General features: G+C 69.7%; 18 protein-coding genes. 3 read left to right on the top strand and 15 right to left on the bottom strand.

The annotated features are described in order from the left end of the window. Window positions 1-145: 145 nt before the first annotated feature. From OG883_RS26870 to OG883_RS26895, 6 genes are all read right to left on the bottom strand, one after another. The gene (locus tag OG883_RS26870; protein WP_266545681.1) at window positions 146-724 is read right to left on the bottom strand and encodes a hypothetical protein; all 579 of its coding nucleotides are present in this window, start codon (window positions 722-724) and stop codon (window positions 146-148) included. Between the two features lie 28 nt (window positions 725-752). Then, a complete protein-coding gene (locus OG883_RS26875) occupies window positions 753-1613 on the bottom strand; it encodes a hypothetical protein (protein WP_266545684.1) in 861 nt (286 codons plus the stop codon). A 211-nt stretch (window positions 1614-1824) separates the two neighbouring features. Beyond that, a complete protein-coding gene (locus OG883_RS26880) occupies window positions 1825-2952 on the bottom strand; it encodes a hypothetical protein (RefSeq protein WP_266545687.1) in 1128 nt (375 codons plus the stop codon). A gap of 156 nt (window positions 2953-3108) precedes the next feature. Then, the gene (locus OG883_RS26885) at window positions 3109-4161 is read right to left on the bottom strand and encodes a hypothetical protein (RefSeq protein WP_266545690.1); all 1053 of its coding nucleotides are present in this window, start codon (window positions 4159-4161) and stop codon (window positions 3109-3111) included. A 69-nt stretch (window positions 4162-4230) separates the two neighbouring features. Then, window positions 4231-6543, bottom strand: a complete 2313-nt coding sequence (locus OG883_RS26890) for a hypothetical protein (RefSeq protein WP_266545693.1) — start codon at window positions 6541-6543, stop codon at window positions 4231-4233. 38 nt (window positions 6544-6581) lie between these two features. Continuing rightward, window positions 6582-7004: a hypothetical protein gene (locus OG883_RS26895; protein WP_266545696.1), complete on the bottom strand. Its 423-nt coding sequence runs from the start codon at window positions 7002-7004 to the stop codon at window positions 6582-6584. A gap of 432 nt (window positions 7005-7436) precedes the next feature. On the opposite strand from OG883_RS26895, the gene OG883_RS26900 reads away from it, so the two are divergent. Genes OG883_RS26900 through OG883_RS26910 form a run of 3 tightly spaced genes read left to right on the top strand, consistent with a single transcriptional unit; the run spans window position 7437 to window position 12642 of the window. Continuing rightward, window positions 7437-8357 (top strand): serine/threonine protein kinase, encoded by a 921-nt coding sequence (locus OG883_RS26900; protein WP_266545699.1) that lies wholly within the window; start codon window positions 7437-7439, stop codon window positions 8355-8357. A 3-nt stretch (window positions 8358-8360) separates the two neighbouring features. Then, entirely contained in the window at window positions 8361-10583 is a 2223-nt protein-coding gene (locus tag OG883_RS26905) for a PQQ-binding-like beta-propeller repeat protein (RefSeq protein ID WP_266545702.1), read from the top strand. 25 nt (window positions 10584-10608) lie between these two features. Beyond that, a complete protein-coding gene (locus OG883_RS26910) occupies window positions 10609-12642 on the top strand; it encodes a PQQ-binding-like beta-propeller repeat protein (protein WP_266545705.1) in 2034 nt (677 codons plus the stop codon). A gap of 46 nt (window positions 12643-12688) precedes the next feature. On the opposite strand, the gene mycP is transcribed toward OG883_RS26910, so the two are convergent. The 9 genes from mycP to OG883_RS26955 all read right to left on the bottom strand — a co-directional run bounded on the left by mycP (window position 12689) and on the right by OG883_RS26955 (window position 24613). Then, window positions 12689-14005: a type VII secretion-associated serine protease mycosin gene (mycP, locus tag OG883_RS26915; protein WP_323180989.1), complete on the bottom strand. Its 1317-nt coding sequence runs from the start codon at window positions 14003-14005 to the stop codon at window positions 12689-12691. 81 nt (window positions 14006-14086) lie between these two features. Further along, window positions 14087-15625: a WXG100 family type VII secretion target gene (locus OG883_RS26920; protein ID WP_266545711.1), complete on the bottom strand. Its 1539-nt coding sequence runs from the start codon at window positions 15623-15625 to the stop codon at window positions 14087-14089. A gap of 35 nt (window positions 15626-15660) precedes the next feature. After that, complete coding sequence (locus OG883_RS26925) at window positions 15661-16218, bottom strand: hypothetical protein (RefSeq protein ID WP_266545714.1); 558 nt, start codon at window positions 16216-16218, stop codon at window positions 15661-15663. A gap of 98 nt (window positions 16219-16316) precedes the next feature. Continuing rightward, complete coding sequence (locus OG883_RS26930; protein WP_266545717.1) at window positions 16317-18632, bottom strand: xanthine dehydrogenase family protein molybdopterin-binding subunit; 2316 nt, start codon at window positions 18630-18632, stop codon at window positions 16317-16319. Next, complete coding sequence (locus OG883_RS26935; protein WP_266545719.1) at window positions 18629-20005, bottom strand: 2Fe-2S iron-sulfur cluster-binding protein; 1377 nt, start codon at window positions 20003-20005, stop codon at window positions 18629-18631. The genes OG883_RS26930 and OG883_RS26935 overlap by 4 nt, the downstream gene beginning before the upstream one ends. Continuing rightward, window positions 20002-20898 carry a xanthine dehydrogenase family protein subunit M gene (locus OG883_RS26940; protein ID WP_266545722.1) on the bottom strand — a complete coding sequence of 299 codons (897 nt, stop codon included), beginning with the start codon at window positions 20896-20898 and terminating at the stop codon, window positions 20002-20004. Before OG883_RS26940 ends, OG883_RS26935 begins: the two co-directional genes overlap by 4 nt. Before the next feature lie 289 nt (window positions 20899-21187). Next, window positions 21188-22849 (bottom strand): beta-N-acetylhexosaminidase, encoded by a 1662-nt coding sequence (locus tag OG883_RS26945; RefSeq protein ID WP_266545725.1) that lies wholly within the window; start codon window positions 22847-22849, stop codon window positions 21188-21190. A gap of 4 nt (window positions 22850-22853) precedes the next feature. Beyond that, the gene (locus OG883_RS26950) at window positions 22854-23693 is read right to left on the bottom strand and encodes a carbohydrate ABC transporter permease (RefSeq protein WP_266545727.1); all 840 of its coding nucleotides are present in this window, start codon (window positions 23691-23693) and stop codon (window positions 22854-22856) included. Continuing rightward, window positions 23690-24613 (bottom strand): carbohydrate ABC transporter permease, encoded by a 924-nt coding sequence (locus OG883_RS26955; RefSeq protein ID WP_266549472.1) that lies wholly within the window; start codon window positions 24611-24613, stop codon window positions 23690-23692. Before OG883_RS26955 ends, OG883_RS26950 begins: the two co-directional genes overlap by 4 nt. Window positions 24614-24949 lie beyond the last annotated feature (336 nt).

Raw genomic sequence — 24949 nt, forward strand, 5'->3', positions numbered from 1 at the left:
TCGTCCACAGGACGCCGTCAGCAGCACGCTCGTCGACGCTGGCCGTCGGCAGCGGCCGTCAACAGACACCCTTCGTCGACGGCGGCCGCCAGCAACAGGTCGTCAGCAGACGCCCTCGTCGACGCTGGCCGCCAGCAACAGGTCGTCAGCAGGCGCCCTCGTCGGCAGTGGCCGTCAGGTCGTACTTGGGCACGATCGTGCTCGTCCCGTCCGCTCGCGGGGCGGCGAGGCCGCCCTCGTCCGACTTCGCCCGGGTGATGCGCATACAGAAGGCGAAGTCCTCGCCGCGCGCGGTGATCTCGTAGGCGTCGTCGTCGCTCCCGCCGGCCGCCTCGACATCGACCGCGTACGAAGGCCCCTGCCCCTCGCCCGCATCGCTGACCTCCGACTCGATGAGGAGGGAGTAGTCGCCGTAGGGATCCTCGAGGTGCGGCTCCTCCTCCAGGGAGGCGGCCGCACTCTGCACGGCGTCGCGGAACTCACTCTTGTTCCAAGAGGTTTTGTCCGCGACCTCGAGTTCCGAGCACCCGTGGAAGACCAGAAGACCGGCGAGGGCGAGCGCGGCGACGCGCCCGAAGGCGTACGCCGCGTCGGAGGGCTCATGGGCTGCGGGGTTGCGGTAGCGCCACGAGGACAGACGCCGGTAGAGCCTGCGCTGGTTGACAAGGCCCAGAGCGACGAAGAGGGCCGCCGCGAGGAAAATGCCCATGGTCATGCCGGTCATACGTGTCTGTACTCCTCAGTCCGAGCCCTCAGTCCGAGCCCTCGGACCAGTCCGAATAGCGGGCGAACGTCTCCGTACCGCTCTTGCCGTTGAACCACCTGACGGTAAGGGAGTCCCCGCCGCCGAACGAGAGGTCCCCGCCGCGGTCCTCGTTCTCGACCCGCTTGCCGCCCCGCTCGCAGAGCAACGCGACCTTGTACTTCTTGCCGGGCTCCTCGACCTTCCGCGCACCCCGGCACTCGAGCCCACTGGATACCAGGATGACCGAGAACGTGTCCGGCTTGTCGGTGTCCGCGCTCTCCTTCAGACCGAGGATCCCGCCGCCGGAGTCGGACCTCCACATACCCACCAGGCCGGTCCCGGTGGGCTCGGCCCCAATACCGTCGGACTCCTCCTCACTCGGAGTCGCGTCGGCCCCGGCCGTCGGCTGCTCGGCCGTCGGCTGTCCGCTCTCCGGCACGCCGGCGGACGGAGTCACACTGGCCGGTGAACTCCCGGCGGCCGAGGGCTTCTTGTCGTCGCTGTCCGTGCCATTCGTGGCGAACCAGACCCCGCCCCCGACAACAGCGACCGCCACGACCGCGGCGGCGACGACGAGGGGGGTCTTCCGACCGCCCCGCTGCGGCGGGGACGGGGGCGGATAGCCGCCGTACGGCGAAGGCTGCTGCGGGTACGGCCCAGGCTGCGGGTAAGGCCCCGGCTGTGCGTACGGACCCGACTGCCCGTACTGCGGTGGCTGATTCGGCGGATACTGCGGAGCTTGAGGAGCCTGGGGCGGCTGTGCCGGCGGCGGAGGGGGAACCGGCGGACCCGGCTGCGCATCCTGCGGTCCCGGCTGACCGTACTGCCCGGGCCAGTCCTGCGGACCCTGATACGGCGGCTGACTCATCGGAGTGCACCTCGTTCCACGGGCATGCCGCCCGCACGTGGGGGGATCTCGTACGAACCCTGCCGGTCCCGGCACGGGCCCGGATGAGCATGGATCACTACTTGCCCTGAGCACCCGCACTCATTCGCCACCGCCCGCCTTCCGGGGAAAGCGACCGCGCCAAGTGTTACTGATCGCCCGAACGCTGCGGCCCACAGGGCCAACGGACCGTCTACTTGGTCCGGTTGTCCACTACGGCACCGCAGCCGTGCCGCTCTGCCGACTCCGCCGCGAACGCCCGCAGCAGCAGCCGCTCCAACTCCCGGGTCGCGGCGTCACGGCCCTTCGCCGGATCGGCGGCAGCAACGAGGTAGCGCGCCGGCTCTGTCCGCTGCTCACACCTGGCAGAGGCCCAGGCATCGGCCCACTCGCCTTCGCTGCGTCCGTCGGACGCGAAGACCCGTCCCGTACGGGTGCTGAGCACATCGCCGGAGAGGGCCCCGTACAGCGCGGTCAACTGGAACAGCGGCTCCCCTCCCTTGTCGACGATCTGGCAGTCCTCGAGGGGCGCGGCGTCCACCGGGGCTTCGACCACGCCGCCCACGGAAGAGGCGCCGCGGCGGCTGGAGAGACCGCTCAGCACAGCAGTCAGCGCCCGGCACGTCCCATGGGCCTCCGCCACGGCCTTCACCTCCGTCCTCCCCGGCTTCGGTCCAGCGAGAGAGGTGACCGTTTTCCCGAGAGCCGCCTCGCACCCCCACTTGTCGTTCGCCCGGCCCGCAGTCTCGGTGACCACGCGCGCGATCCTCGTGAGGCCGGCGGCAGCCTCGGCGGAGTCCTGCTCACCGTCCGTCAGGGCACTCGCCCTGACGACGAGATCCGGGACCCCCGTACGCCTGCAGTCCAACTGCACCACCGCGTTGCGCAGGGGGCCGACCCAACTGACCACCCCCGACCAGCCGGACCCGACAGGCGTCGTCGGCAGCGGGCTCTGCAACAGGTTCTGCCGACCGAGGCCGGCGAGGATCCCGCGGACTTCCCCTGCCCGGCCGACGCCGAGAGAGACCGATCCGCCGTCCGCGCCACGGGCTGTAACCGCGCAGGTCTCGAGCCAGCCCGCATCGCCTGCGAAGACCGAATGCTCCTCCGAATCCCGGTCCACGTAAGCGCTGTTGGATCGGAGAAGGCTCCGCACTGCTTCACCGGGGACGACTCCTCCGCATGCGCGCGCCACTGAACGGCCGTCCTGCCACCGTTCGTACCCGCCCCCGAAGAAGACGACCGCCGCCGCGACGAGGGCCAGAACCACCGTGACGGCGGCGACGATCACCCCCGACCGGGTTCGACGGCTATTGCTCATCAGTCCAACTTTCCACACACCCAGCACAGCTACCGAGAGGCCGGCCCCTGGGCGGGTTCAGGTATTGCCGAGGTATTCGTGGCGAACCCGGCCGCGCATCCTGCGGTCCCGGCTGCCCGTACTGCCCGGGCCAGTCCTGCGGCTGAGCACCCGTACTCATTCCCCACCACCCGCCTTCCGGGGAGCGTCAGCGACGGCACCGCACCCATGCCGCTGCGCCGACCCAGCGGCGAACACCTTCAGCGCCCGCCGCTCCAGCTCCGGATCGGCGGTCGCGAACCGCTCGCCGTCGTCAAGCGGTTCGATCGCATAGAGAGCGTCGCCGGACGGGCACGAGACCGTCGTCCAGTACACGCCCTGCGATCCGCCGGAGCGGCCGAGGTAGGTCTTGCCCCGGAGGGTCTCCAGCCGGGCGCTCTTCACATACGGGCCGTAGTAGGCGGCCAGCCGGAAGAGCTTCTTGCCCTGCGCGTCCGCGAGGAGGCAGTCCTCGATCGGCGCCGCCCCGTCCGCCGCCGCCTCATATCCGGCCGAGCCGGTCCCCCGGCAGGTGCCCTTCGTCTCCGCCGCCCGCTTGAGGGTCTTGAACGTGCCGTCGGGCGCCTGGCTCACGTCCGCGCCGTCCGGCAGTTCGCATCCCTGCTTCTCCGCGGCCTTCGTGAGCGTCTGCGTCACGATCCGGGCCAGCCGCGTCTGCTGGGTGCGGTCGTCGAAGGACGGAACGGACGCGTCCCGGTGGGCGGCGATGCTCACGATCAGGTCGTCGCCGGGGCCCTTGCCGCAGGGCAGATACGCCCCGGCGTACGCAAGGTAGCCGCGCGGACTGATCACGGCCGGCCAGCCCCCGCCCACCGGACCCACCAGCTGGCCGCTCCAATGGGTCTCGATCCGGGCCAGCTGCGAGAGCATGCGCGCCGAATCCGAGCCCTGCTGTACCCGTACGACCATGGACGCCTTGCCGCGGCCGGGCTCGAAGGCGGTACAGCCGTTCCAGCCCGCCTCCTTGCCCCGCAGCCGTTCCGCGCCCAGCAGGTCCTTCGCCTGCTCCCCGTCCAGCAAACCGTCGCACGCGGAGGACAGCGAGCGGCCGTCCTGCCATTCGTCGTACGCCCCGGTGCCGTAGGCGATCCCCCCGCCCGCGACGGCGAGTCCGAGGACCACCGCCGCGGAGATCATCGCTTTACGACGCCATGCCTGGCTGCCGCCCATGCTCCAGTCCTTACCTTCGATGCCTGCATCCCGGCAGTCCTGCCTGCCCTGCCGGTCCTGCCGGTCCTGTCAGTCCCTGCCCAGGGCCGCCAACGCCGATGTGCGGGAGGTGATGTAGGACTGGGACGACTCATCACGCATGTTGATGACCATCTGGTCGTTCCGGTAGTCCAATCCCCGTCCCCCGGCCCAGCTGTTGATCAGGTCGTGGGCCGCCTGGTTCTTGGCTCCGAGATCCTTCGAAGCGCCTTCCTTCGCGAACTGGTCCGCCTCCGCCTTCACGTCCTTCGACCACTCGTAGGTCGCGGTGTCCAGCAGGCGCTGCGCGGCGTCGCCGACTCCGGGAATGAGCGTGATGGGCGTTCCACCCGCGTGGTAGGTGTACTTGGCCACGTCGTCGGCCCAGCCCTTCTTGGCGTCCCGGTCGTCGAGAATGACGTCGGTGCCGATGGCGTTGAAGGTGCCCGTTCCTATCCCGGCCCGACGTGCGGGGTTGTCCCAGTTCTCGGTACCGTGTCCCGGGCTCGCACCGGCCGCGGCCAGCCCCTGCGCCGCCTGGGCGCGTTCGGCCTCATACATCATCGCGAAGTTCGCCGGTTCGTCGGCAGCGCCGCGGAGCAACCGGGTCAGGCTGGTCCTGTCGACGTTGATGTGCGCGCCGTCCTTGTCGGGGAACACATCGCCGCCCCCGTTGTACGCGAACCGCTGGTCGTCGGTGAGAATGCCGTGCGTGTCCGGGGCGTAGTCGGTCAGGGCCCTGGCCAAACCGTCCTGAAGGTTTCCGTCGATGCTGTCCCCCTTGGCGCCCTTGTCGAGAAGCGCGATGGTGTCCTGCATGACGCGGGCCTGCTCGACGGTGTGCTTGCCGTCGCTCTGGGTCTGCGTGTCTCCAGAGGCCGTACCCGTCGAAGCGGCGGCGATGGCGTCGCCCAGTCCGTCCCGGGCGTCCGAGTCCGCCTTGTCGTCGCCGGTCGTTTCGATGTTCCCGCGCCACTCCGTGGTGTTGGTGGAGTCCCAATCCCGCTCTTTGAGCAGGTAGTGGAGCCGGTCGTTGCCACGGTTCTCAGCGTCTTTTCCGCCGGCGCCGGGGTCGAGGTATCCGGTGGCCGTCTCGGCATCCTTGCTCATGACCTTCAGGGCGCCATCCACAGGATCGTTGGCGAACCAGCCGTCTTCCTTGCCTTCGAACTTCCCGTGCAGATCCCAGATGTCGGGATCCCTCTTCTCCGCTGCGATCATGTCGTCCGTGATGTCGGCCATGAACTGCGGGGAGTAGTCGGCATCGCCCTGCTTCAAGAGCGTCACAAGACTTTGGTATCCGCGCGCCTCCTGGCCGTGCCCCGTGCCGACCGCGATCTTGTCGCCGGTCACATCGAGGTCGTATTTCTCCACACCGGCCTTCTGCAGTCCCTCGCGCCAGCTGTTGTAGAAGTTCGCGTCGGGACTCTTCGACCACTGCTCGTACGCCGCTCGGTATCCCGTGCTGCCGAACGGAAGTTTCTTGCCGTTCGCGTCCTTGAAATCCGGTACGCGGGTGCCGCCGGCCACCGTATTGGCCAGCCCACGCTCGAGCGCCAGATAGTCCTTTCTGTTCTGGGTGTCGTCGAAGTACGCCAGATCATTGAACTTGTTGCTCAGCTTCAATGTGTCCTCGGGCCCGAGCGAGCTGAGGAACGTCCGGCTGTACGCCTTGTCGTCCGCGTTGTCCCGGTTGAGCCGCACCCACTCGGCCCGCTCGTCCGGCGACAGCTTGTCCCCTTCGAGCATCCGGTCCGCGTACCGCTTCGCCTCCCGGGCCTCGTACACCTCGATGTCGCCCACGGCCCGGTCATTGAAGTCGTGCGTGTTGAACGGGTCCAGCATCCGGTCGAAGAAGCCCTTGACGCCTGCGGCCTCGTGCAGCGCGAGTTTGACGCCCTGGTCGGCGTCGTCCACGGCCTGGACCGCGTTCTTGATCTTCCGGGTCCATTCCGCCTCGGCGGCTCTCCGCTCCTGCACGGCGTTGTTGTAGTCGGTGTCCTTCCGGCCCGCGTCCAGCTGGGTGAGGTCGTACGTCGCCTTTCCCTGCGTGTCCACGGCCATGTGGTCCGCCTTCGCGTCCGCGGCCAGGTCCTTCACGGCCTTCACAAGCCTCGCGAACTGCGTGTACGCGTCCCGCAGCAGCGAGGCGATCGCCCGCGCCTCCACCTGTGCGCCCGCGAACTGCTTGCGCGTCGCGGCGAACTGAGCCGCAGCGGCAGCTGCGCTCAGGCCGGCCCAGCCGTCCTCGTATGTGACGCTCTGCACCGTGGCCTTGTAGACGTCCTCGAGATCGTCGAATCCCGAGGCCATCTCGTCCCACATGCCGGCCGCCGTGCTGAGCGCATCCACCTTGACGGTCACGACATCTTGATAAGTAAGCATGATTCCCCCGCCGGCGCCTACTGGCTGGCCGAGCCCTGCGGCAGCAGAGCCGCCCATCTGCCCGTGAGCTGCTGGTTGTAGTTCCCGAAGTCCTTGGCGGTCCCCTGCAACGCGGCCTTGTCGTTCGCAAGGCGCGCCTCCAGCGACTTGACCCCCAGGCCCCACTCCTCGTGGGCGTCCTTCAGCCCGGTGCCGGTCTGCCATCCGGTGAACTCGCGCACGGTGCTGCCCGTGGTGTCGTCCGCAGCGGCGCCGGCCTTCCTGGTCCCCGGCTGGACGACCTCCTCCAAGGCCCTGACAGCAACGGCCGTCCCCGTCGGATCCGTCTTCAGATCGGCCTCCCCGGCCGGTCCGGCTCCACCGGCGCCTCCAGGCCCGGCGCTGTTGATCCGCGTCGCGGACTCTGCTCGTAATGCGGCCCATTCCTGCTCGAACGACATCTGCGCCACTCCCCGTTCCGAGCCCGTGATCACTACTGGACCCGCACACGTTACGAAGGCGAACACGTCCGAGGCACGCACTGGAACCGAACACTTGCGCATCTCTTACGCGACCGGGGTCCCGCGGTACGTCGATGCACAACTGGCCACGAGGGGCCGGAACTTCGTACTCGGCCGTCGCCTCGGCCGTCGGGGCGGCCCACGCCTCGGCCATCGCCTCCGGTAGCGGGCTCCGGCATCCGACCCCGAGACGGCGGGCGGAGTGACGGGGGCGTTCGCGCCCACGCCCGCCCGGCCCTTCTCTGCTTGGTCGCCGACCCTGTCCCCTCACCGTGGCTGCCGGGATCGCGACCGCAAGCTGACCGCCCTCCGGGCAGGCCCCGCTGTTTGAGTAGGCTCCTGTCATTCCAGACCAGCCCGGGGGATTCGCAGATGGAACGAGTACACACGGAACGGCCGCGTGCGGACACACCCCGCCAGATCGGCCCGTACCACCTGATCACCCGCCTCGATCCGACCGGCCCGGGCTTCCCGCCCGTCCCCCAGCGCCGCTTCATCGCGCGCAGCGCGGACGGCGACCGTACGGTGCTGATCAGTGCACCGCTCGACTCCACCGACCCCGGCCGCTTCCTGGTCGAGGCGGACGCTGCCCGCCGACTGCTGGGCCCCTGGGTGTCCCCGGTCACCGAACTCCCGCCGCCGTCCTCGACCCCCTGGTACGCCTCCCCCTACCTCCCTGCGCTGCCGCTCCCCGTGGCCCTGGCCGTCCATGGCGGCCCGCTGCCCGAGCGCACCGTGCGGGCCCTGGGCGCGGCCCTGGCCGAGACCCTCGCGGGCGCACACGCCACGGGGATCACGCATGCGGGCCTGTCCCCCTCGGCCGTACTCCTGGCCGGGGACGGCCCGCGCCTGACGTGCTTCGGCGCGGTACGCGCAGCAGCCCCCGACGGCGAACAGCGCACCGGCCTCCCGGGCCTGGAGTCGGGCAGCCTGGCCCCGGAACAGGCTTCGGGCGGCCGCCCGCGCCCGCCGGGCGACATCTACGCACTGGGAGCGGTCCTTGCGTACGCGTCGACGGGCCACACGGTCCCGGAGCGCTCGGAACTCCCCGCCTCCCTGAGCTCGTTGATCTCCGCCTGCCTGACGCGGGACCCCGCGGGCCGCCCCACGGCTGCCGAGGCCCTGCGCGCGCTCCCGCCTCCCTCCGCCGCCCCGACAGCCACGGTCCTCGACTCGACCGCATCGCTGCTCACCCCCGGCTGGCTGCCGGGCCGCGTCGTGGCGGCGGTGGCTCGCCAGTCGGCGGAAGTACTCGCCGCGGAGCTCCGCCTCCCGCTCTCTCCCGGGATCTGACCGGTGCTTTCTCCCCTGACCCACGACGACCCCGCCGAGATCGGCGCCTACCGCCTGACCGCCCGCCTGGGCAGCGGCGGCATGGGCACCGTCTACCTCGCCCGCTCCGCCGGCGGCCGCACCGTCGCACTCAAAACCATGCACGCGGCCATCGCATCCGACCCGGCCTCCCGCACCCGTTTCCGCCTGGAAACCGACGCCGCCCGAATCATCGGCGGCCACCACGGCGCCACCGTCGTCGACGCCGACCCGATCTCCGAAACCCCCTGGCTGGCAACGGAATACGTCCTCGGCCCGCCCCTCGACGACGCGATCACCCTCTCCGGCCCCCTGCCCGAAACCTCCGTCCGCGCACTGGGCGCGGCACTCGCCGGAGCCCTCGCCCAGCTCCACGCCTCCGACGTCGTCCACCGCGACCTCAAACCCTCCAACGTGATGATCACGGCCTACGGCCCCAAAATCATCGACTTCGGCATCGCCCACGCAGCAGGAGACGACCGCCTCACCCGCACCGGAGCAGCCGCCGGCACCCCCGCCTTCATGTCCCCCGAGCAGGCCACCGGACAGGAACACACCCCAGCAGGCGACGTCTTCGCCCTGGCAGGCGTCCTCGTCTTCGCCGCCACAGGCCACGGCCCCTTCGGCACCGGCCAACCCGCCGACCTCATCTACCGCGTCCGCTACGCCGACCCCGACCTCACCGGCCTCCCCGACACCCTGACCCCCCTCCTCACCCGCTGCCTCGCCAAAGACCCGACACACCGACCGACCACGACCGAGCTGACATCCCAACTCCACGACGGCCACGGCCAATTCGCCGACCACCTCCCCGACACCCTCCTCGCAGAAATAGCCCGCCGCGCAGCAGAAGTCTGGCAACACCAGCCCCACCGACTTCCCGCTCCGACCGACTTCACGCTGGCCTCGACCACCCCTGACGCCGCTCCGTCCGGCATGTCCCGCCGCAAGTTGCTGGCCATCTCGGGCGGTTCAGCACTCGCGGCAGTGGCTGCTGGAGCGGGCGGGTGGTCATGGTTCAAGAACCCCGGTGGCCAAGCCACCGGAGCGGACACCAAACCAAGCACGCCGTCCGCGGCAGACCTGTCGCCGACGGACCCGTCGACAACGCCTGCGGACAAACGACAGGTCTGGGCCAAGAGCGTCAAGAGCAGCGGCCTCCAGCTCACGCCGATGCCGGTGGGTGACACTGCCGTGCTGATGACCGACGAGGGACTGCTCGGTCTGGCCGCCCTGAGTGGAGAGCGTCGCTGGCTCGTGGATACGGTGAAGCAGCCCCGGCATGTCCATTCGGACGGGAAGCAGATCTACGCACTGCTGCCCGGCGGCTCACACGGCCATCAGCTGTCACTCCATACAGTCGACCCTGTCGGCGGCCGGACGAGCCCGTCCGTCTCATTCGGCACATTCGACAAGCCCCTGCAGCAGGCCGCACTCCTCCATGTCGCCGACAATGCGGTCTATTTGGCCGCCAGGAAGGGGTCACCGAACGACTCCTCCCAGGTGAAAGCGGCAAGCTGGTGCGTATTGGCAGTCAGCCGCCGCACCGGTGAGGAGCTGTGGAGCGAGCCGATTCGGTCGTACGACTTCGAGGCTCCCGGTGATGTCATCCTCGCCGCCCTTGCCGGAAAACGTCTGATCCTGTGCCGGAAGGCCACGAGCAGCAACGACCTCGAAGTCAGCGCCAGAGATGCACGCTCGGGGGCCCAGCTGTGGAAGGCGACCGTGGCCAAGGGCAGCGACGACTCCTCTCCGCTCACGCCGGGCGGGCTCGCCCTGGACGACAAACACGTCTACTTCGGGTCCGGTCGCATCCAGGCGTTCCGGCTCACCGACGGCTCCATCGCCTGGACGTTCGGTGAGGGCAGCGGCCCACGCAGATACGGCACGCCGGCCGTGAGGGACGGAAAGGTGTACGCAGCCGAGAAGGACAAGGGCATCGTTGTGGTGGACGCAGGTGACGGGGAGCTGCGCTGGATCGCCGAGACGGGTGACAGCCCCGACCTCCGAATCCCGCCTGTCGTCAACAAGGACTACGCATTCTGCATGGCCGCCACGAGCGTGCGCGCGGTTGAACTCGCCAAGCGTTCTCAGGCCTGGTCCTTCACACCCCACTCGTCCAGCCTCGCCCTGCATGCAAGCGCCAAACGCCTCATCATGTCGGACGGTAAGCAGGCCAGAGCCATCCGCCTCGACATCACATTCTAAGAATTCAACAAGAAGGACACTCAGGATGAATCCCCTCGGCCCCGGCGACCCACTCCGGCTCGGCCCGTACCGGCTTGCAGGCGTGCTCGGTGCCGGCGGCATGGGCAAGGTGTACTTCGGCCACGACAGTCAGGGACGAGCTGCGGCCATCAAGGTCCTCCTGCCCCAACTGGCTCATGACCAGCACCTGGTGCAGCGATTCCTCCGCGAGGCCGAAGCGGCGCGTGCCGTCACCGGCCCGGGTGTCGCACACGTCCTCGCGGCGCAGACCGAGGGGGGCCGACCCTGGATCGCCTCCGAGTTCCTGGCGGGACCCACTCTGGACCAGGCTGTCTCGGCGCACGGACTCTTCTCCGAGCAGGCCGTTCGCGCGCTGGCCGCGTCTCTCGCCCAGGCGCTCCAGAACATCCACGCTGTCGGTCTGATCCACCGGGACCTCAAGCCGGAGAACATCGTTCTGACGTCGAACGGTCCTCGGATCATCGACTTCGGTATCGCGCGGCCCGAACACGGACTCACCCTGACCACTACGGGACAGGTGCCGGTGACGCCCGGCTATGGCGCACCGGAACAGGTACTGGGCCAGCGCGTCGGTCCGGCAGCTGACATCTTCTCACTGGGCGCCGTGCTGGCGTATGCGGCGAGCGGCCGACGAGCGTACGACGGCGCCCACGTGGCCGCGGTGCAGTACGAAGTGGTGCATGGGGAGCCGGACCTGAGCCAGGTACCGGAGCAATTGCGGACGCTCATCGGTCCGTGCCTGGCCAAGGATCCCGCCTTCAGGCCCTCCCCCGACCAGATCCGTACTGCCTTCGCGCCGCCGCGGGGGGCCGAACGCATTTGGCAGCACGGCCCCCTGGCCACCGACATCAAACAACGCGAGGTCGGCGCGAAGCAGTTGACCACCCTCCCCGGAACGGTCGTGTCAGCGCCGCCGAACCGACGCCGGTTCCTGACCGGGATCGCGACAGGGGCAGCGGTACTGGCGGCCGGAGGAGGGGCAGCCGCCTGGCTGCTGGGCGACGACGAATCCGGCGACCGCGCGAAGAAAACCTCGCCGCAGGCGAAGAACGGCGCGGTACCCGCTGCCGGGAAACGCATGTGGGGCCCGCTCATGATTGCGGACCCCTGGAGCCCTCCCGCACTCGTCATCGACGGCAATGTGGTCTTCGGCGGCAAGGACGGCGGCCTGGTGGTCCACGGCGCGGTCGACGGCAAGAAGAAATGGGAAGCCCTCAACATCACCCCGTCCTCCGAGTTCCTCGCGCTGCCCGATGGCCTGCTCGTGGCCGCGGACGCCGGCGGGACGGTTCACGCCTTCACCCCGTCCACCGGTAAACAGCAGTGGACCGCGGATGTGGACGCCGTAGTACTGCTCGCGGCGAACGATGACGCCCTCTTCCTCATGACGCGGGACAAGAAGATCCGCGCCCTCGACACAAAGACGCGCAAGCCGTTGTGGACTGTCACCTCACCATTTGGCTCCGGCTACGGAACGGCCGGCAAGAGGCACCTGGTCCTCCACACCGACACCGGCGACGTCAGCGCCCTCGATACCGGCTCGGGCAAGAAGCTCTGGGAACGCCGTGGCCTGGCCACGTACACCGCGATACCGGCGGTTCATGGCGACAACGTCATTGTCGGCGGCAACTCGCTGAAGGCTGTCGGGCTCGACGACGGCAAAGACGTGTGGTCCGTGCCCTCCCAATCCGGTCTCGAGTCGTTCGGATGGGGCTCGGCATCGGTCGACGGGAGACGCGTCTACGCAGTCGACAACACGGTGCTCCACTGTCGTGAGCTGAGCAACGGCGCGAAGCTCTGGGCGTACGACCTGAAGACGTTCCACGTTGCCAACACACCCCCGGCAGTGCTCGACTCGGTTGTCTGTGGGATCACAGTCAAGGGCAAGTCTTTCGACGCGGTGGCCATCCACAAGGAAACAGGCAAGCGCGCCTGGGGCCACGAGCAGCACCGCTCCAAGTCCCTGAAACTGACGGCGGATCGCAATCAGCTCTTCCTGCTCCAGGGGGAGAGCGCGACATCAGTGTCAGGAGGCTGACGAGCAGCGGTGCTGCGGCTGTTTCACATCACGGTGAGACCCTGACTCATCCGGGCTGGCCGGGGCCGGGGCCGGGCGGACCCGGGGGGTAGGCAGGGTTCGGGCTCTGACCGGTCTGCGGTGGACCGTAGGCCGGGTATGGCTGCTGTTGCGGCGTGGATCCGTAGGCAGGCGTCGACGACGCAAGGGCCGCGTTGCTGCGGCGGGAGCGGATGACCACGACGGCGACTGCGGCGCCGAGGAGGGCGGCCGCGCCGACGCCGAGTGCGATCCAGAGGCCGGTGTTGCTGTCGTCACTGGACGAGCCGACGGCCGGCTTGTCGTCCTTCGCGTTGCTCTCGCTGCCTGCCGTGTCCTTGGAGGCTTCGGGGGAGGGCGACTTGGGGGCGGCGGCCGCGAGGTCGGGGAGCGGAAATTCGTCGGCGGGGCCGGGGTCGCCCGGGGTCCTCAGCGCGCGGAGGGGACGCACCGCGCCGTAGCCTACGTAGTCGTTGCGCTTGTTGCCGCTCGTCGGGCCGCTGACTGTGTTGAGCATGACCCGCAGAACTTGATTGTTGGTCCACTCGGGGTGCTTGGACCAGATCAGGGCGGCGGAGGCGGAAGCGATTGCGCTGGCGTCACTGGTTCCGTGCGAGTTGCAGAGGCCGGTCTTGCCACCACAGGCGTGGACCATCTCCTCACCAGGTGCCGCTACGTCCACTTGGGGGCCGTACTGGGACTCTTTGGTCTTCTTGAGATTCTTACCGAAGGCACCGACGCCGACAACTCCGGGAGTGCCAGCGGGATAGTCGAGCGCTGGGCTACCGTCGTTGCCTGTTGCAGCAAAGATCAACGAACCCTTCTCGATGGCATACCTCACAGCATCCGACATTCGCTGTTTGCCGCTTTCCGTGCCCATCGAAATATTGATTACCTTGGCACCCGCGTCGACTGCATAGCGAATGGCCTCCGGCGCGGATCTATTGAACTCCTCGTCGCCCTCAGCTCGATTGCTCTCATCACCAGACCTGGGCATTCGAATGGGAAGGATCTTGGCACCCGGCGCAAGCCCGAAGGCACCGTCCCCCCCGCCGCTCTTGCCTGTCCCTGCGATCAGCCCGGCCATGCCTGTGCCGTGACCGTCATAATCCGTCTGCTCGTCGCCCCGCTCGTCCGGTGCCAAATCGCTGCCCCTGAGTACCTGCCCCCGAAGGTCTGGGTTCGTTGCGTCGACACCGGTGTCAATGACAGCAACTGTGACGCCCTTCCCGGTGCTGGTCTGCCAGATCTTCTCAGCCCCCATGGCATCCAGGTGCCATTGCTGGGACCGGATCGTCTCGGCATGTGCTGGAGTTGCTGCGATGCCCACCAGCAGCAATCCCACAGCCGACGCAACGACAGTAGGCCGGACAAGTCGCTTGCTGCTGGGGGCTCGCATCTCTTCCCTCTGACGGTTCGGTCTGGACTAGTCGATGACTGGCGGGACTACACGTCGGTTGCCCTGCTGCCAGGTCTCTTCGTCCTCCGACAGGTAGTCCGGACGCTCGCCGTTCCGGTCGTCACGACGAGAGTTGGCACCTTGCGACCCTGGAGGCACCGCTCCGGTTCGGCCGGCCTGTCCGGCGTTTGCTCCACCGGTGGAGCTGGGGTCCACGCCTCGAACCAGCCCTGATCCACCGGGCGTGAAGGGCCGGGCGCTGTTCTGCCCAGGCTGTTGAGGCCGACCGCCGACAATGCCACCCATCTCGGATCCCAGGCGACGCCCGCCGGAGATACCGCCCTGACTCGCGCCCCCCATAGGTCCGCCGCCAGGCATCCCTGGCATGCCGGGCATGCCGCCGCGGCCCATTGGCCCGCGGGCAGTGGTGGCTTCGTTGCCGACTACCGTGCCACGGGGAATTCCGCCAGTGGAGCGGCCCGTGCTCGGCGGTACAGGGCGGCCACCGGCGATGCCACTTTCGCGCGGCATCCTGGGGTTGGTGCCGGCTTGCCCGGACGGGACAACACTCCGCCCACCCTGAGGTGTCTTACCACCGGGTCCACCGGTATTGGGTACCGCAGGGTTGCCGCCGAACGTAGGCGGGATCCTTCCCGGCAGGACTGGGCCCGGCGTGACGGGGCCCAGCCCGTCAGGCCTGCTGGTCGGCGGGCCAGGCGTTCCGGGGGGCGCGGTGGGCGCCGGGTCGGGCAGCGTGGCAACGCTGTCGATCCCCATGTCCACAGGGCCTTCCACCGGCCGCGATGCGCCCGCACTGATTCCGCCCGTACCGGCTCCGGTGTCGACTCTGGCCTGCGACACCTCGTCACGAGCCACGGTGCGCTCCTGAGCGGGCGCATACGCGCGCTCCGCCGAGGACGAGCTACCGTCACTGCCTGAACGCGCGAGATCCTGAGACCCTCCACCAGACACCCGCCCGCCGTCAGGCACGAACTGATCCGGCGGCGGCTGGAAAGTCGGGACCTCTAGCTTGCCGATCTCCACATACGACGTCTTGTACGAACCCGCCAGTTCTCTCATCATGTCAGCGGCTTCGACCCGGTTCTTCTCCTCGGTCGCAGCCAGCGCAGCCGTCGCATTCGCTGCCACAGTCTTCGAGTCAGTGTCGTTCGGCGCCGACTTGGCCGCCTCCAAGTTGGCCGAGGCCTGCTCCTTGGAGGTGTACCTCGGGATCGCCTTCTGTGTGGTGGCAATATCCTCGGCGGCCCTGCTCATCCACTCCGACGCACTCTGGCTGTAGTCCGCCAGCCGCTGCGTCGCGCTCGCCAGGCTCTCGCCCCATTCGACGAAGGCCTGGAAGCCTTCGCCCTTCCACTCCACGCGTTCTGGGCGGAACTTCAGCTGCTGCGCGATCTTCCCTATCTCAACGTAGGCGCTGGACAGCCGGTCCGCGGCTGCCTGCACCTGGACGCTGCTGGCCTGGTCGAGCCACGCCAGCATTTCCTCGTGAGACATGCTGTGGAAGGGTGTCGTGCCGCCGCCGCTTCCGCTTTCCTTGGGTTCCATTATCCCGCCTCTATCCCCGTGGTTCCCAGTGGCCGTTACTGGGTGTTCCCGACGCCGGCCGTGTCGCCCGGCTGTTGCGCCTCACCGCTGGGCTGCTGGGCCTTGTTCTTCTCGGCCTGCTCCTTCGCCCGTTCCCTGGCCAGCTCCTGGGCCACGGTGTCCTTCTCGTAGTCGTACTTGCTCTCAGTACGCTGCCTGATGGTCAGCATGCGCCTACGGATGTCGTCGTCCATGCCCTGATAGCCGTCCTTGGACGCGACGACAGCGATGCCCATGCCTTCCATGCAGTCCGCAAGCAGCTGCGAGAGCTGCTTCAGCTGGGTGATGACGGTGTCGTACGCATTGAAGAGGCCGGACGCTTCGACCCAGCCGTTGCCTCCGCCCCCGAACTGCGTGCGGTCGATCGCGTCGTCGCCGATCTTCTTGGGTCCGGCCGGCGAGCCATTGAGATCGAGAACGAGCTTGTCGACCCGCTTCTTGAACTCCCCCATCGACTCAGGGTCGTACAGCATCGCGGCCATCACTGGGTTGACCATGCGCAACTGCCGCTCGTCGCTCGACATTCCCCCGCCGCTGCCACCGTCCTGTACCACGTACGCCTCCCCGTTTACACACGTCTACAGGGATCACTGTACCGAGGCGGAGTGACAGTCCGCACCCCCGGATTGCACATGCAATGAGCATCACACAGTTACGAGTTGGGAACCGCAACCGCCGCCTGAGGCCTGATCGGGAGGCGGTTGATCGGGCGGCCCGTTGCCGCGCGTACCGCCGAAGCCACCGCCGCCGGGGAAGTGACCACCGGGACCGCGCTCGCCGCCTTTGCACCGAAGGGGGCCACCACGTCGCGTTCCTCGATCAGTTTCACGATGCGAATGTCCGGGGCGTCCAGGGATGTCGGGAGTGCGTAGCCCGTCAGGTCCGGGTGGCGGATCAGGCCGCGGGCCGTGCGGAGGTTCTCCGTCAGGGCCGTGCCGACGCCCTGGGTGATGCCCGCCTCGATGCGGGTGGCCAGTTGGGCCGGGTTCAGGACGCGGCCCACATCCTGGGCCACCGCCATTTCGACCACGCGGATCGAGCCGAGCTCGATGTCGACATCGACCACCGCGCGGATCGCGCAGAACGCCATGCCCACGAACGCGTCGCCCTGGCCCTCCTCGTCGAGGGGCTCCGTGGGGTGGGGGCGGCACTGGGCCGTGGCCCACAGTTCCTTGCCGTCCATCGCCTCGGTGACCGTGGTGGAGAGCACGCCGTCGTACGACGTGATCTTGCCGTCGGTGATCTGGAGCAGCTCGGTGGACATGCCGAACTTGTGGGCCAGGGGCTGGAGAAGCTGCGTACGGACCATCTTGGCCGCGCGCTCCACCGCGCCGCCCGAGACCCAGGTGTGGCGGCCGTGGGCCGCCGGGCCCGCCGGGGGCTGGTCCGTGTCGACGGAGGCGACGTGGACCTCGTCGATGCCCAGCGTCTCCTGGACGATCTGGCGGGCGAGGGTGGAGAAGCCCTGGCCGGTCTCGACGGCGGCGCAGATGACGGTCGCGATGCCGTCGTGGACCTTGACGGTCGCCGTGGAGACTTCGTCGGTGCCTTCGGCGCCCAGCATGTGGACCATGCCCAGTGCGTAGCCGACGCCGCGCCGCACCGCTCCCGGTTCGCCGGCGCCTTCCGGGCCGCCGGGGAGCAGCCAGTCGTTCTCGGGGGTGTCCTTGGGGAGGGAAGGGAGCGGGAAGTCACGGACCGCGCAGAGGAGTTCGGCGACCGGGGCAGGACAGGTGACGGTCTGGCCCGTCGGGAGGATGTCGCCGGTCGCCAGTGCGTTGCGCAGTCGAAGTTCGGTGGGGTCCAGGCCGAGCTTCACGGACAGTTTGTCCATCTGGGCCTCGTACGCCGCACAGACCTGCATCGCGCCCTCGCCCCGGACGTGGCCCGAGGGAGGGTTGTTCGTACGGACCGCCCAGCCCTCGATGAAGGCGTGCGGGACGACGTACGGGCCGCAGGCGAACGCGACCGCCGCGGCCAGCGACTCGGAGGAGGCGTCGGCGTACGCGCCCGCGTCCAGCAGCAGTTGGGCCTCGACCTTGACCAGGTGGCCCTCCGCGTCCGCGTGGTGGCGGTAGCGCAGCAGCGTCGGGTGGCGGTGGGCGTGGCCCAGGAAGGACTCCTCGCGGGTCGCCGTCAGCTTGACCGGGCAGCCCGTCTTCAGCGCCAGCATGCCCAGGGGGAGCTGGAAACCGGGGTCCTCGCGGTCGCCCGTCGCGCCCGGGACTCCGGTGACCACGATCTTCACCCGGTCCGGCTCCAGGCCGAAGCATGCCGCCGCGAGGTCACGGTCCGTGTGGGGGTCGGTGGAGGCGACGTACAGCTCCACACCGCCGTCCGGGCGCGGCACGGCGAGACCTGCCTCGGCACCGATGGGGGCCGGGTCCTGGCGGCCGATGCGGTAGAGGCCCTCGACGATCACGTCGCCCGTCGCGTCCGGGTCGCCGTAGCGGAGCGGGATGTGGCGGATCAGGTTGCCGTCGGGGTGCAGGGGTTCGGCGGCGAAGGCCTTCTCCGGGTCGGTGACCGGTTCCAGGGGTTCGTACTCGACCGCGATGGCCGCAGCGGCCAGGCGGGCCGTGTCGGGGTGGTCCGCGGCGACCGCCGCGATCGCCTCGCCGTGATGGCGGACGATCTCGGAGGCGAAGACGGGACGGTCGGCAATACGCCTGCCGTAAGCGGAATCACCCGTAATGTCCTGGTGTGTGACCACGGCTCGTACGCCCGGCATCTCCAGCGCCGCCGAGGTGTCGATCGAGCCGATCCGGGCATGAGGGTGCGGGGAGCGCAGGATCGCCGCCCACAGCAGGCCCTCGGCCCACAGATCGGCGGCGTACGGAAACGTCCCCTCGGTCTTGGCTCGGGCGTCGGCCGGGGGCAGGGACGCGCCGAGACCGTGGGCGGGCGCCTCCGGCTGGGGGCCGTCGACCGCCTGGGGCGTCGTCGTGGTGGCCGCGTCGTTGCTCACGCCATGCCTCCGTCGTGCGGGTGGGGCTGCACACTACCTGCGCCGGGGGGCGCCTGGTGCGGGATGCGGGCTTCCTCGCTCGCCTCCGCCGCGGCCGCGGCGCTCGCTCCGCGTTCGGCGACCACTTCGCGTACGGCGTCGAGAACGCCCCGGTAGCCGGAGCAGCGGCAGAGGTTGCCGCAGAGCGCCTGGCGGGTCTGGAGCTCGGTGGGGGCGTGGTTGCCCTCGAGGAGGTCGTGGACGGTCATGGCCATGCCGGGGATGCAGAAGCCGCACTGGACCGCGCCACAGCCGGCCAGGGCGCGCTGTACGTCGGACGGTTCGCCGTCGGTGGCGAGGCCTTCGACCGTACGGACCTCGGAGCCGGCGGCGGTCGCGGCGGGGACCAGGCAGGAGGCGACGAGACGGCCGTCGACCTGGACGTTGCACGCGCCGCACTCGCCCTGCGAGCAGCCGTCCTTGGCGCCGGCGAGGCCGAGACGCTCGCGCAGCACGTAGAGGAGGGACTCGCCGAGCCAGGCGTCGGTGACGGGGCGGTCTGTGCCGTTGACCCGCAGGACGTAGGAGGTGGGCGGGTGTTCGGCGCTGCCCGTGGAGGAGGTGGGGGCGGGGGCTTCCTCCTCGGGGGCCTGGGCCGGAATGTCCTCCGGGAGGGGGACTGCCTCGGCCGCCTCTTCCCTCGGCTGCGGCTCGGGGGCCGGCTCCTCGGGCCCTGTCGCCCAGGGCGCCGGAGCGCCACCCGGAAGCGTTGCCCACGGGGCCGGTGCGCCACCCGGAAGCGTCGCCGGCGGGGTCGTACCGCCCCACTGCTCCCGCAGCGAGGACGTGGTGAACTCCCCCGACTCGTCCGGCAGATCGCCGTCCGCCACCGGAACCGCCCACTGGCCGGTCATCTCCGCAGACTCGGAGGAAGCGGAAGGGCCGGAGGGAGAGGAAGGGCCGGACGGGGCCGAGGGGTCGAAGGGGCCGGGGAAGGCACCCGTGACCGGCGCCTGCCCGACATCCGGGAAGGTCCACTGACCCGTCGCCTGCGGGTCGGCCGCCGCGGGCTCCGGCCAGTGCGCCGCCGACGCCGCCGACGCCGCCGACTCCATCGTCGGCTCCCCCGCCTGTTGCGGCACCACCCAGGTGCCCGTCGCCGACGGATCGGACGCGGCAGTCGGCGTCAGTGGCGTGATCATCGGAGGTACGTAGCCGTGGCCCGGTGCCTCGAGCGGCGCGGCGTCCAGTGCGCCCTCGGGCGGCAACTGCAGGAACGCGGTGGCCTCGGCGTCGTACTCGCCGCCTTGAGGCGTCGGTTGCCAGCCCCCGTACTCCTGCGGGTTGTACTCCTGCGGGTTCTCCGGGTTCTCCGGGTTCTCCTCGTTTCTCACGACAGCGCCCTCCCGAGTGCACGTCGGGCCAGCGCGGCGACGGTGCGCCGCAGATGCAGTACGGCGGGCGGCAGCACGGCCTGCTCCTCGCCGGGCGCGGCCGGATCCGGATCCGGGATGCAGGCCGCCGCGACGTACTCGCCGAAGGCCGCGAGCGCCTCGCCCGTCAGCCCCCGCTCGCCGTCCCAGTCGATCAGGGAGGCGATCCAGCGCTCGGCCTCCAGCGGGCGCAGCGGCATGGGCGCGATCGCCCCGACCGCGCAGCGCACCCCGCGACGTGCCGGGTCGAGGACGACGGCGACGGATGCGCCGGCGCGGCCCGGACCTGTGCGGCCGGTCGCCTTCAGGAAGACCTGCGGGGCGTGCAGCAGGGGTACGCGTACGAAGCCGATGAGTTCGGCGGGGCCGAGCATCTCGCGGCCGGCCAGCAGATGGGAGACGGGAATCTCGCGGCGGGCGCCGTCGGGGCCGGCGATCACCAGGTCCGCCTCCAGGGCGGCCAGCACGGGCAGGGCATCGCCCGTCGGGGCGGCGGTGGCGATATTGCCGCCGAGCGTGCCGGCGTTTCGGATCTGGGGCGGGCCCGCGGCGCGCGCGGAAGCGGCCAGCGCGGGGATGAGGGCCGCGAAGTCGGGCCGTCCCATCCGGGCGTGGGTGAGTCCGGCGCCGAGCAGCGCGTGGCCGTCCTGGTAGCGCCAGCCGCGGATCTCGCTGATGCGGCCGAGGCCGACGAGGCCCGCGGGGCGGAGTTGGCCCTTGTTGACGGCGGCCATGAGGTCCGTACCGCCGGCGACGGGCACGGCGGCGGACATGGCGGTGAGAGCCGCCACGGCCTCGTCGAGCGAGGCCGGCAGCGTCACCGACTGCGCCGCCTGCGGTGCGTGCGTGGTCACCCAGCTGCCCCTTCCCGGTGTCCCGGCTGTCCCGCCTGTGTTGCCGTACCGTACGTGCTCACAGCCCGGACGTGGCAACTCTGGCACATCTTCCGAGCCGACCGACGAGAGGGTCCGCGAAGGACGCATCCGTACCGGATGCCCCTTCTCGTGCCGATGGTCCGATTTCGCATACGGTCACCGCCACATGCGGATTGCCACTCTTCGGCGATCCTTGTACGACTTATTCCCCTGCGGTCTTCCACAGTCCCAGGGTCCCGGGCGCACGGCACCGTTGTTTCCGTCCGGCTCACACGTTTGGGGGCGCCCCCTCGATCGGGCGTCCGAGCACTCCGGGTCGTTTCTGCCACGGCAACGGGCCACCGGGGCGCCGGTAGTCGACGCCGAGCGCGTCAAGCCGCGCGTAGTGGGCGGTCATTCGGCGCTCGAAGTCCTCGAAGTCCCGCTCGGCGGGGGCGGGCAGCGCGGACCAGGCGACCTCGGCGAAGGCGGCGAGGCGCGGGAAGACCTGGTAGTCGACGCGGGAGCGGTCCTGCATCACCTCGGTCCAGACGTTGGCCTGGGTGCCCAGGACGTGCGCGGCGGCCTCGGGCGGCAGCGACGGGGGCACGGGCTCGAAGCGGTAGATGTCCTCCAGGGTGCGTACGTACCCGATGGGCATCGGCTCGTCGGCGCCGCCGTCCTGGCGATGGTCCAAGTACACCTGCTGCTGGGGGCACATGACGACGTCGTGACCGGCCTCGGCGGCGGTGACACCGCCCTGGTAGCCACGCCAGGAGGAGACTGCGGCGCCCGGTGCGAGACCGCCCTCGAGGATCTCGTCCCAGCCGATGAGACGGCGGCCGCGCTCGGCGAGCCAGGTGTCGAAGTGCCGGACGAACCAGGACTGCAGCTCGTCCTCGTCGGCCAGGCCGAGTTCCTTGATACGGGCCTGGGCGGCCGGGGACGCCTTCCACTGGCCCTTCGGGCACTCGTCGCCGCCGACGTGGACGAAGGTGGAGGGGAAGAGGTCGAGGAGCTCCTCGAAGACGCCCTCGTAGAAGCGGAGGGTGTGGTCAGTGGGGGCGAGCACGTTCGGGCTGACGCCCCAGTTGTCCCAGACGGAGAGGCGGGCGCTCCCCTTGACCGATGCGGGGGTGGCGTCGGCGGACCCGGCGGCGGTGTTGGTGACGTCGGTGTTGCCCAGTTCCGGGTACGCGGCGATGGCTGCCTGCGAGTGGCCGGGGATGTCGATCTCGGGGACGACGGTGATATGCCGCTCGGCGGCGTACGCGACGATCTCGCGGATGTCGTCCTGGGTGTAGTAACCGCCGTGCGGCGTCTCGTCCCAGAGCTCGGAGGCGCGGTGGCCGTACTTGGTGCGGGACCGCCAGGCGCCGACCTCCGTCAGCTTCGGGTAGCGCTTGATCTCGATGCGCCAGCCCTGGTCGTCGGTGAGGTGGAAGTGGAAGACGTTGAGCTTGTGGGCGGCGAGGAGGTCGAGGTAGCGCAGCACGTCGTCCTTGGGGAGGAAGTGCCGTGATACGTCGAGCATGAGGCCGCGCCAGGCGAAGCGGGGGCTGTCCTGGATGGTGACCATCGGAAGGTCCCACTCCTGGCCCGGTGTGAGGGGCGCCCGCCGGAACGCCTCGGGGCCGAGCAGTTGCCGGAAGGTCTGGGCCCCCCAGAAGACGCCGGCCGGGCTGCCGCCCTCGATGCGGTGGGCGTACCCGTCGACGACGATGCGATATCCCTCGGGGGCAAGGCCGGACGCGATGCTCAGCACCACGCGGTTGTCGCCGCACCTGCCGTCCGCCAGGGGCAGACCGGTGGCTGCGCCGACCGTTGCGCGCAGCCAGCGCGCGACGCCCTCGGTACCCGGCTGGGCCTCGAGCAGCGTCTCCGCGTCGAGCGGGACGTAACCGGGGGGAGGCACCCAGGAGAAGCTCTTCGGAGCCGGAATCAGATCCATCACGTCAGTCCTTCACCGCGCCGCCGAGGCCGGAGACCAGGCGTCGCTGTACGAGTACGAAGAAGACCAGCACCGGGACGGTCATCACGGTGGACGCTGCCATGATCCCGCCCCAGTCGTTCTCGTCCGGCTTGAAGAAGACGAGCAGCGCCATCGGCAGCGTCGACTGCGAGGTGTCGCTGATGATGAAGGACTTGGCGAACAGGAAGTCGTTCCACGTCGAGATGAACGAGAAGACGCTCGTCGCCACCAGCCCCGGGAAGACCAGCGGGAACAGGATCTGCCACAGGAACCGCGTCCGGCTCGCGCCGTCGATGTACGCCGCCTCCTCCAGCGCCTCGGGGACCGCCTTGACGAAGCCGCGCAGCATCCAGATCGCGAACGGCAACGAGAAGGCGATGTGCGGCAGGATCAGCGAGCCGAGGGTGTTCAGCTGGCCGAAGTCCCGCATCAGGAAGAACAGCGGAATCGTCAGTGCCTCGATGGGCACCATCTGCGCGACCAGAAACATGATCAGCAGGGTGGTACGGAACCTGAAACGGAATCGGGTGACCGCCGTCGCGGCCAGGAAGGCGATCAGCGCGGACGCGATCACGACCGTGCCCGCCACCACCAGGCTGTTGAGGAAATAGGTGCCGAATTCCTCCTGCTCGAAAACGCGGCGGAAGGAGTCCAGGGACGGGGAAAGCGTCCATGGCCGGGCGTCGGTCGACTGGACCTCGCCCGCCGGTTTGAAGGCGGAGAGCACCATCCAGTACAGCGGAAAGGCAACGACGACCGCGACGACGAGCGCCGATGCCTCGGCGGCCAGCCGCCAGGGACGACGGATGCGCACGTGGCTCACAGTTCTTCTCCCTGGCGTCGCAGCAGTCGCAGATACACGAGTGTGACCGCCAGCAGAATCAGCAGCATGACCACGCCGATCGCCGAGCCCAGGCTGTACTGGGAGGACGCGAAGGCCTTCTGATAGGCGTACACATTGAGCACGAGATTCTGGCCGGCGATGCCTCCGCCGTTCGTCATCACATAGATCTGCGTGAAGACCTTGAAGTCCCAGATGATCGACTGAATGGTGACGACCACCAGAATGGGGCGGAGCATCGGGGCGGTGACGGAGCGCCAGATCCGCCACTGTGACGCGCCGTCCAGCGAGGCTGCCTCCAGCACTTCACCGGGGATCGCCTTGACGCCTGCGTAGACCGTCACCATCACAAACGGGAACGAGCACCACACCACCTCGAGGAGCACCAGCGCGAAGGCGCTGTAGCGCCCGTACGTCCACGAGAAGTCACCGAGCCCCAGCAGCCGGTTGACCGGCCCGAAGTCCGGGTCGAAGAGGAAGACCCAGACCGTGGATCCGGTGATGGCCGGGGTCGCCCATGCGCCGAGCGCGGCCATCATCAGGGCGAGCCGCGGTACGGCCCGTACGCGCGTCAGGAGGACGGCGAGCGCGCAGCCGACGGCGAGGGTGGCGATGACGCAGGCGGCCGCGAAGACGACGGTCGCCAGCAGCACCTGCCAGAACTGGTTGTCGGCGAAGAGCGTGCGGTAGTTGCCCAGGCCCTGAAAGGTGGTCGGTTCGCCGCCGCTGACCTGGGCCTGGGTGTACTCGAGGAAGGAGATCAGGCCGAGCTGGTAGACGGGGTAGACGAGCAGCGCGGCCAGCACGACGAGCGCCGGCGCGAGATAGAGCCAGGCCGTCCGGCCCCCGCGGCCCGGGGGGCGCCTGGGACTGCGAGCGACGCCCGGCGAAGCGCCGGGCACCTTCCGGGCGCGGGGAACGCGCGTCGGCCGTTCGGCGGGCCGCTCCCCCACGCGGACGGCAACGGGGGCCACCGCGGGCGCACCTGCCCCGCCGACGCGGGTACCACCGCCACCGGGGCCGCCGGGGGTACCCGGGCCGCCGGGGGTACCCGGGCTGCCGGGAGTACCCGGACCCTCGGGAATGCCCGCCTCGCCGCCGGGGCCGGGGCAGCCACTGACGCCCGAGCGGCGGGGAACGCCCGCCCCGCCGGGAGTACCGGGGCCGTCGTGAGCGCCCGCCCCGCCGCCGGCGCCCAGGCCGTGTCGGACGCGCGCCTCGCCCCGGTGGCCCGAGGG

This window comes from Streptomyces sp. NBC_01142 (genome assembly GCF_026341125.1).
GTDB lineage: Bacteria > Actinomycetota > Actinomycetes > Streptomycetales > Streptomycetaceae > Streptomyces.

Bases quoted from the DNA above. Each gene is read 5' to 3' on its own strand.
- OG883_RS26920 (WP_266545711.1), bottom strand. From the start codon at position 15,625: ATGGAACCCAAGGAAAGCGGAAGCGGCGGCGGCACGACACCCTTCCAC.
- OG883_RS26880 (WP_266545687.1), bottom strand. From the start codon at position 2,952: ATGAGCAATAGCCGTCGAACCCGGTCGGGGGTGATCGTCGCCGCCGTC.
- OG883_RS26910 (WP_266545705.1), top strand. From the start codon at position 10,609: ATGAATCCCCTCGGCCCCGGCGACCCACTCCGGCTCGGCCCGTACCGG.
- OG883_RS26900 (WP_266545699.1), top strand. From the start codon at position 7,437: ATGGAACGAGTACACACGGAACGGCCGCGTGCGGACACACCCCGCCAG.
- OG883_RS26875 (WP_266545684.1), bottom strand. From the start codon at position 1,613: ATGAGTCAGCCGCCGTATCAGGGTCCGCAGGACTGGCCCGGGCAGTAC.
- OG883_RS26895 (WP_266545696.1), bottom strand. From the start codon at position 7,004: ATGTCGTTCGAGCAGGAATGGGCCGCATTACGAGCAGAGTCCGCGACG.
- OG883_RS26885 (WP_266545690.1), bottom strand. From the start codon at position 4,161: ATGGGCGGCAGCCAGGCATGGCGTCGTAAAGCGATGATCTCCGCGGCG.
- OG883_RS26870 (WP_266545681.1), bottom strand. From the start codon at position 724: ATGACCGGCATGACCATGGGCATTTTCCTCGCGGCGGCCCTCTTCGTC.
- OG883_RS26945 (WP_266545725.1), bottom strand. From the start codon at position 22,849: ATGGATCTGATTCCGGCTCCGAAGAGCTTCTCCTGGGTGCCTCCCCCC.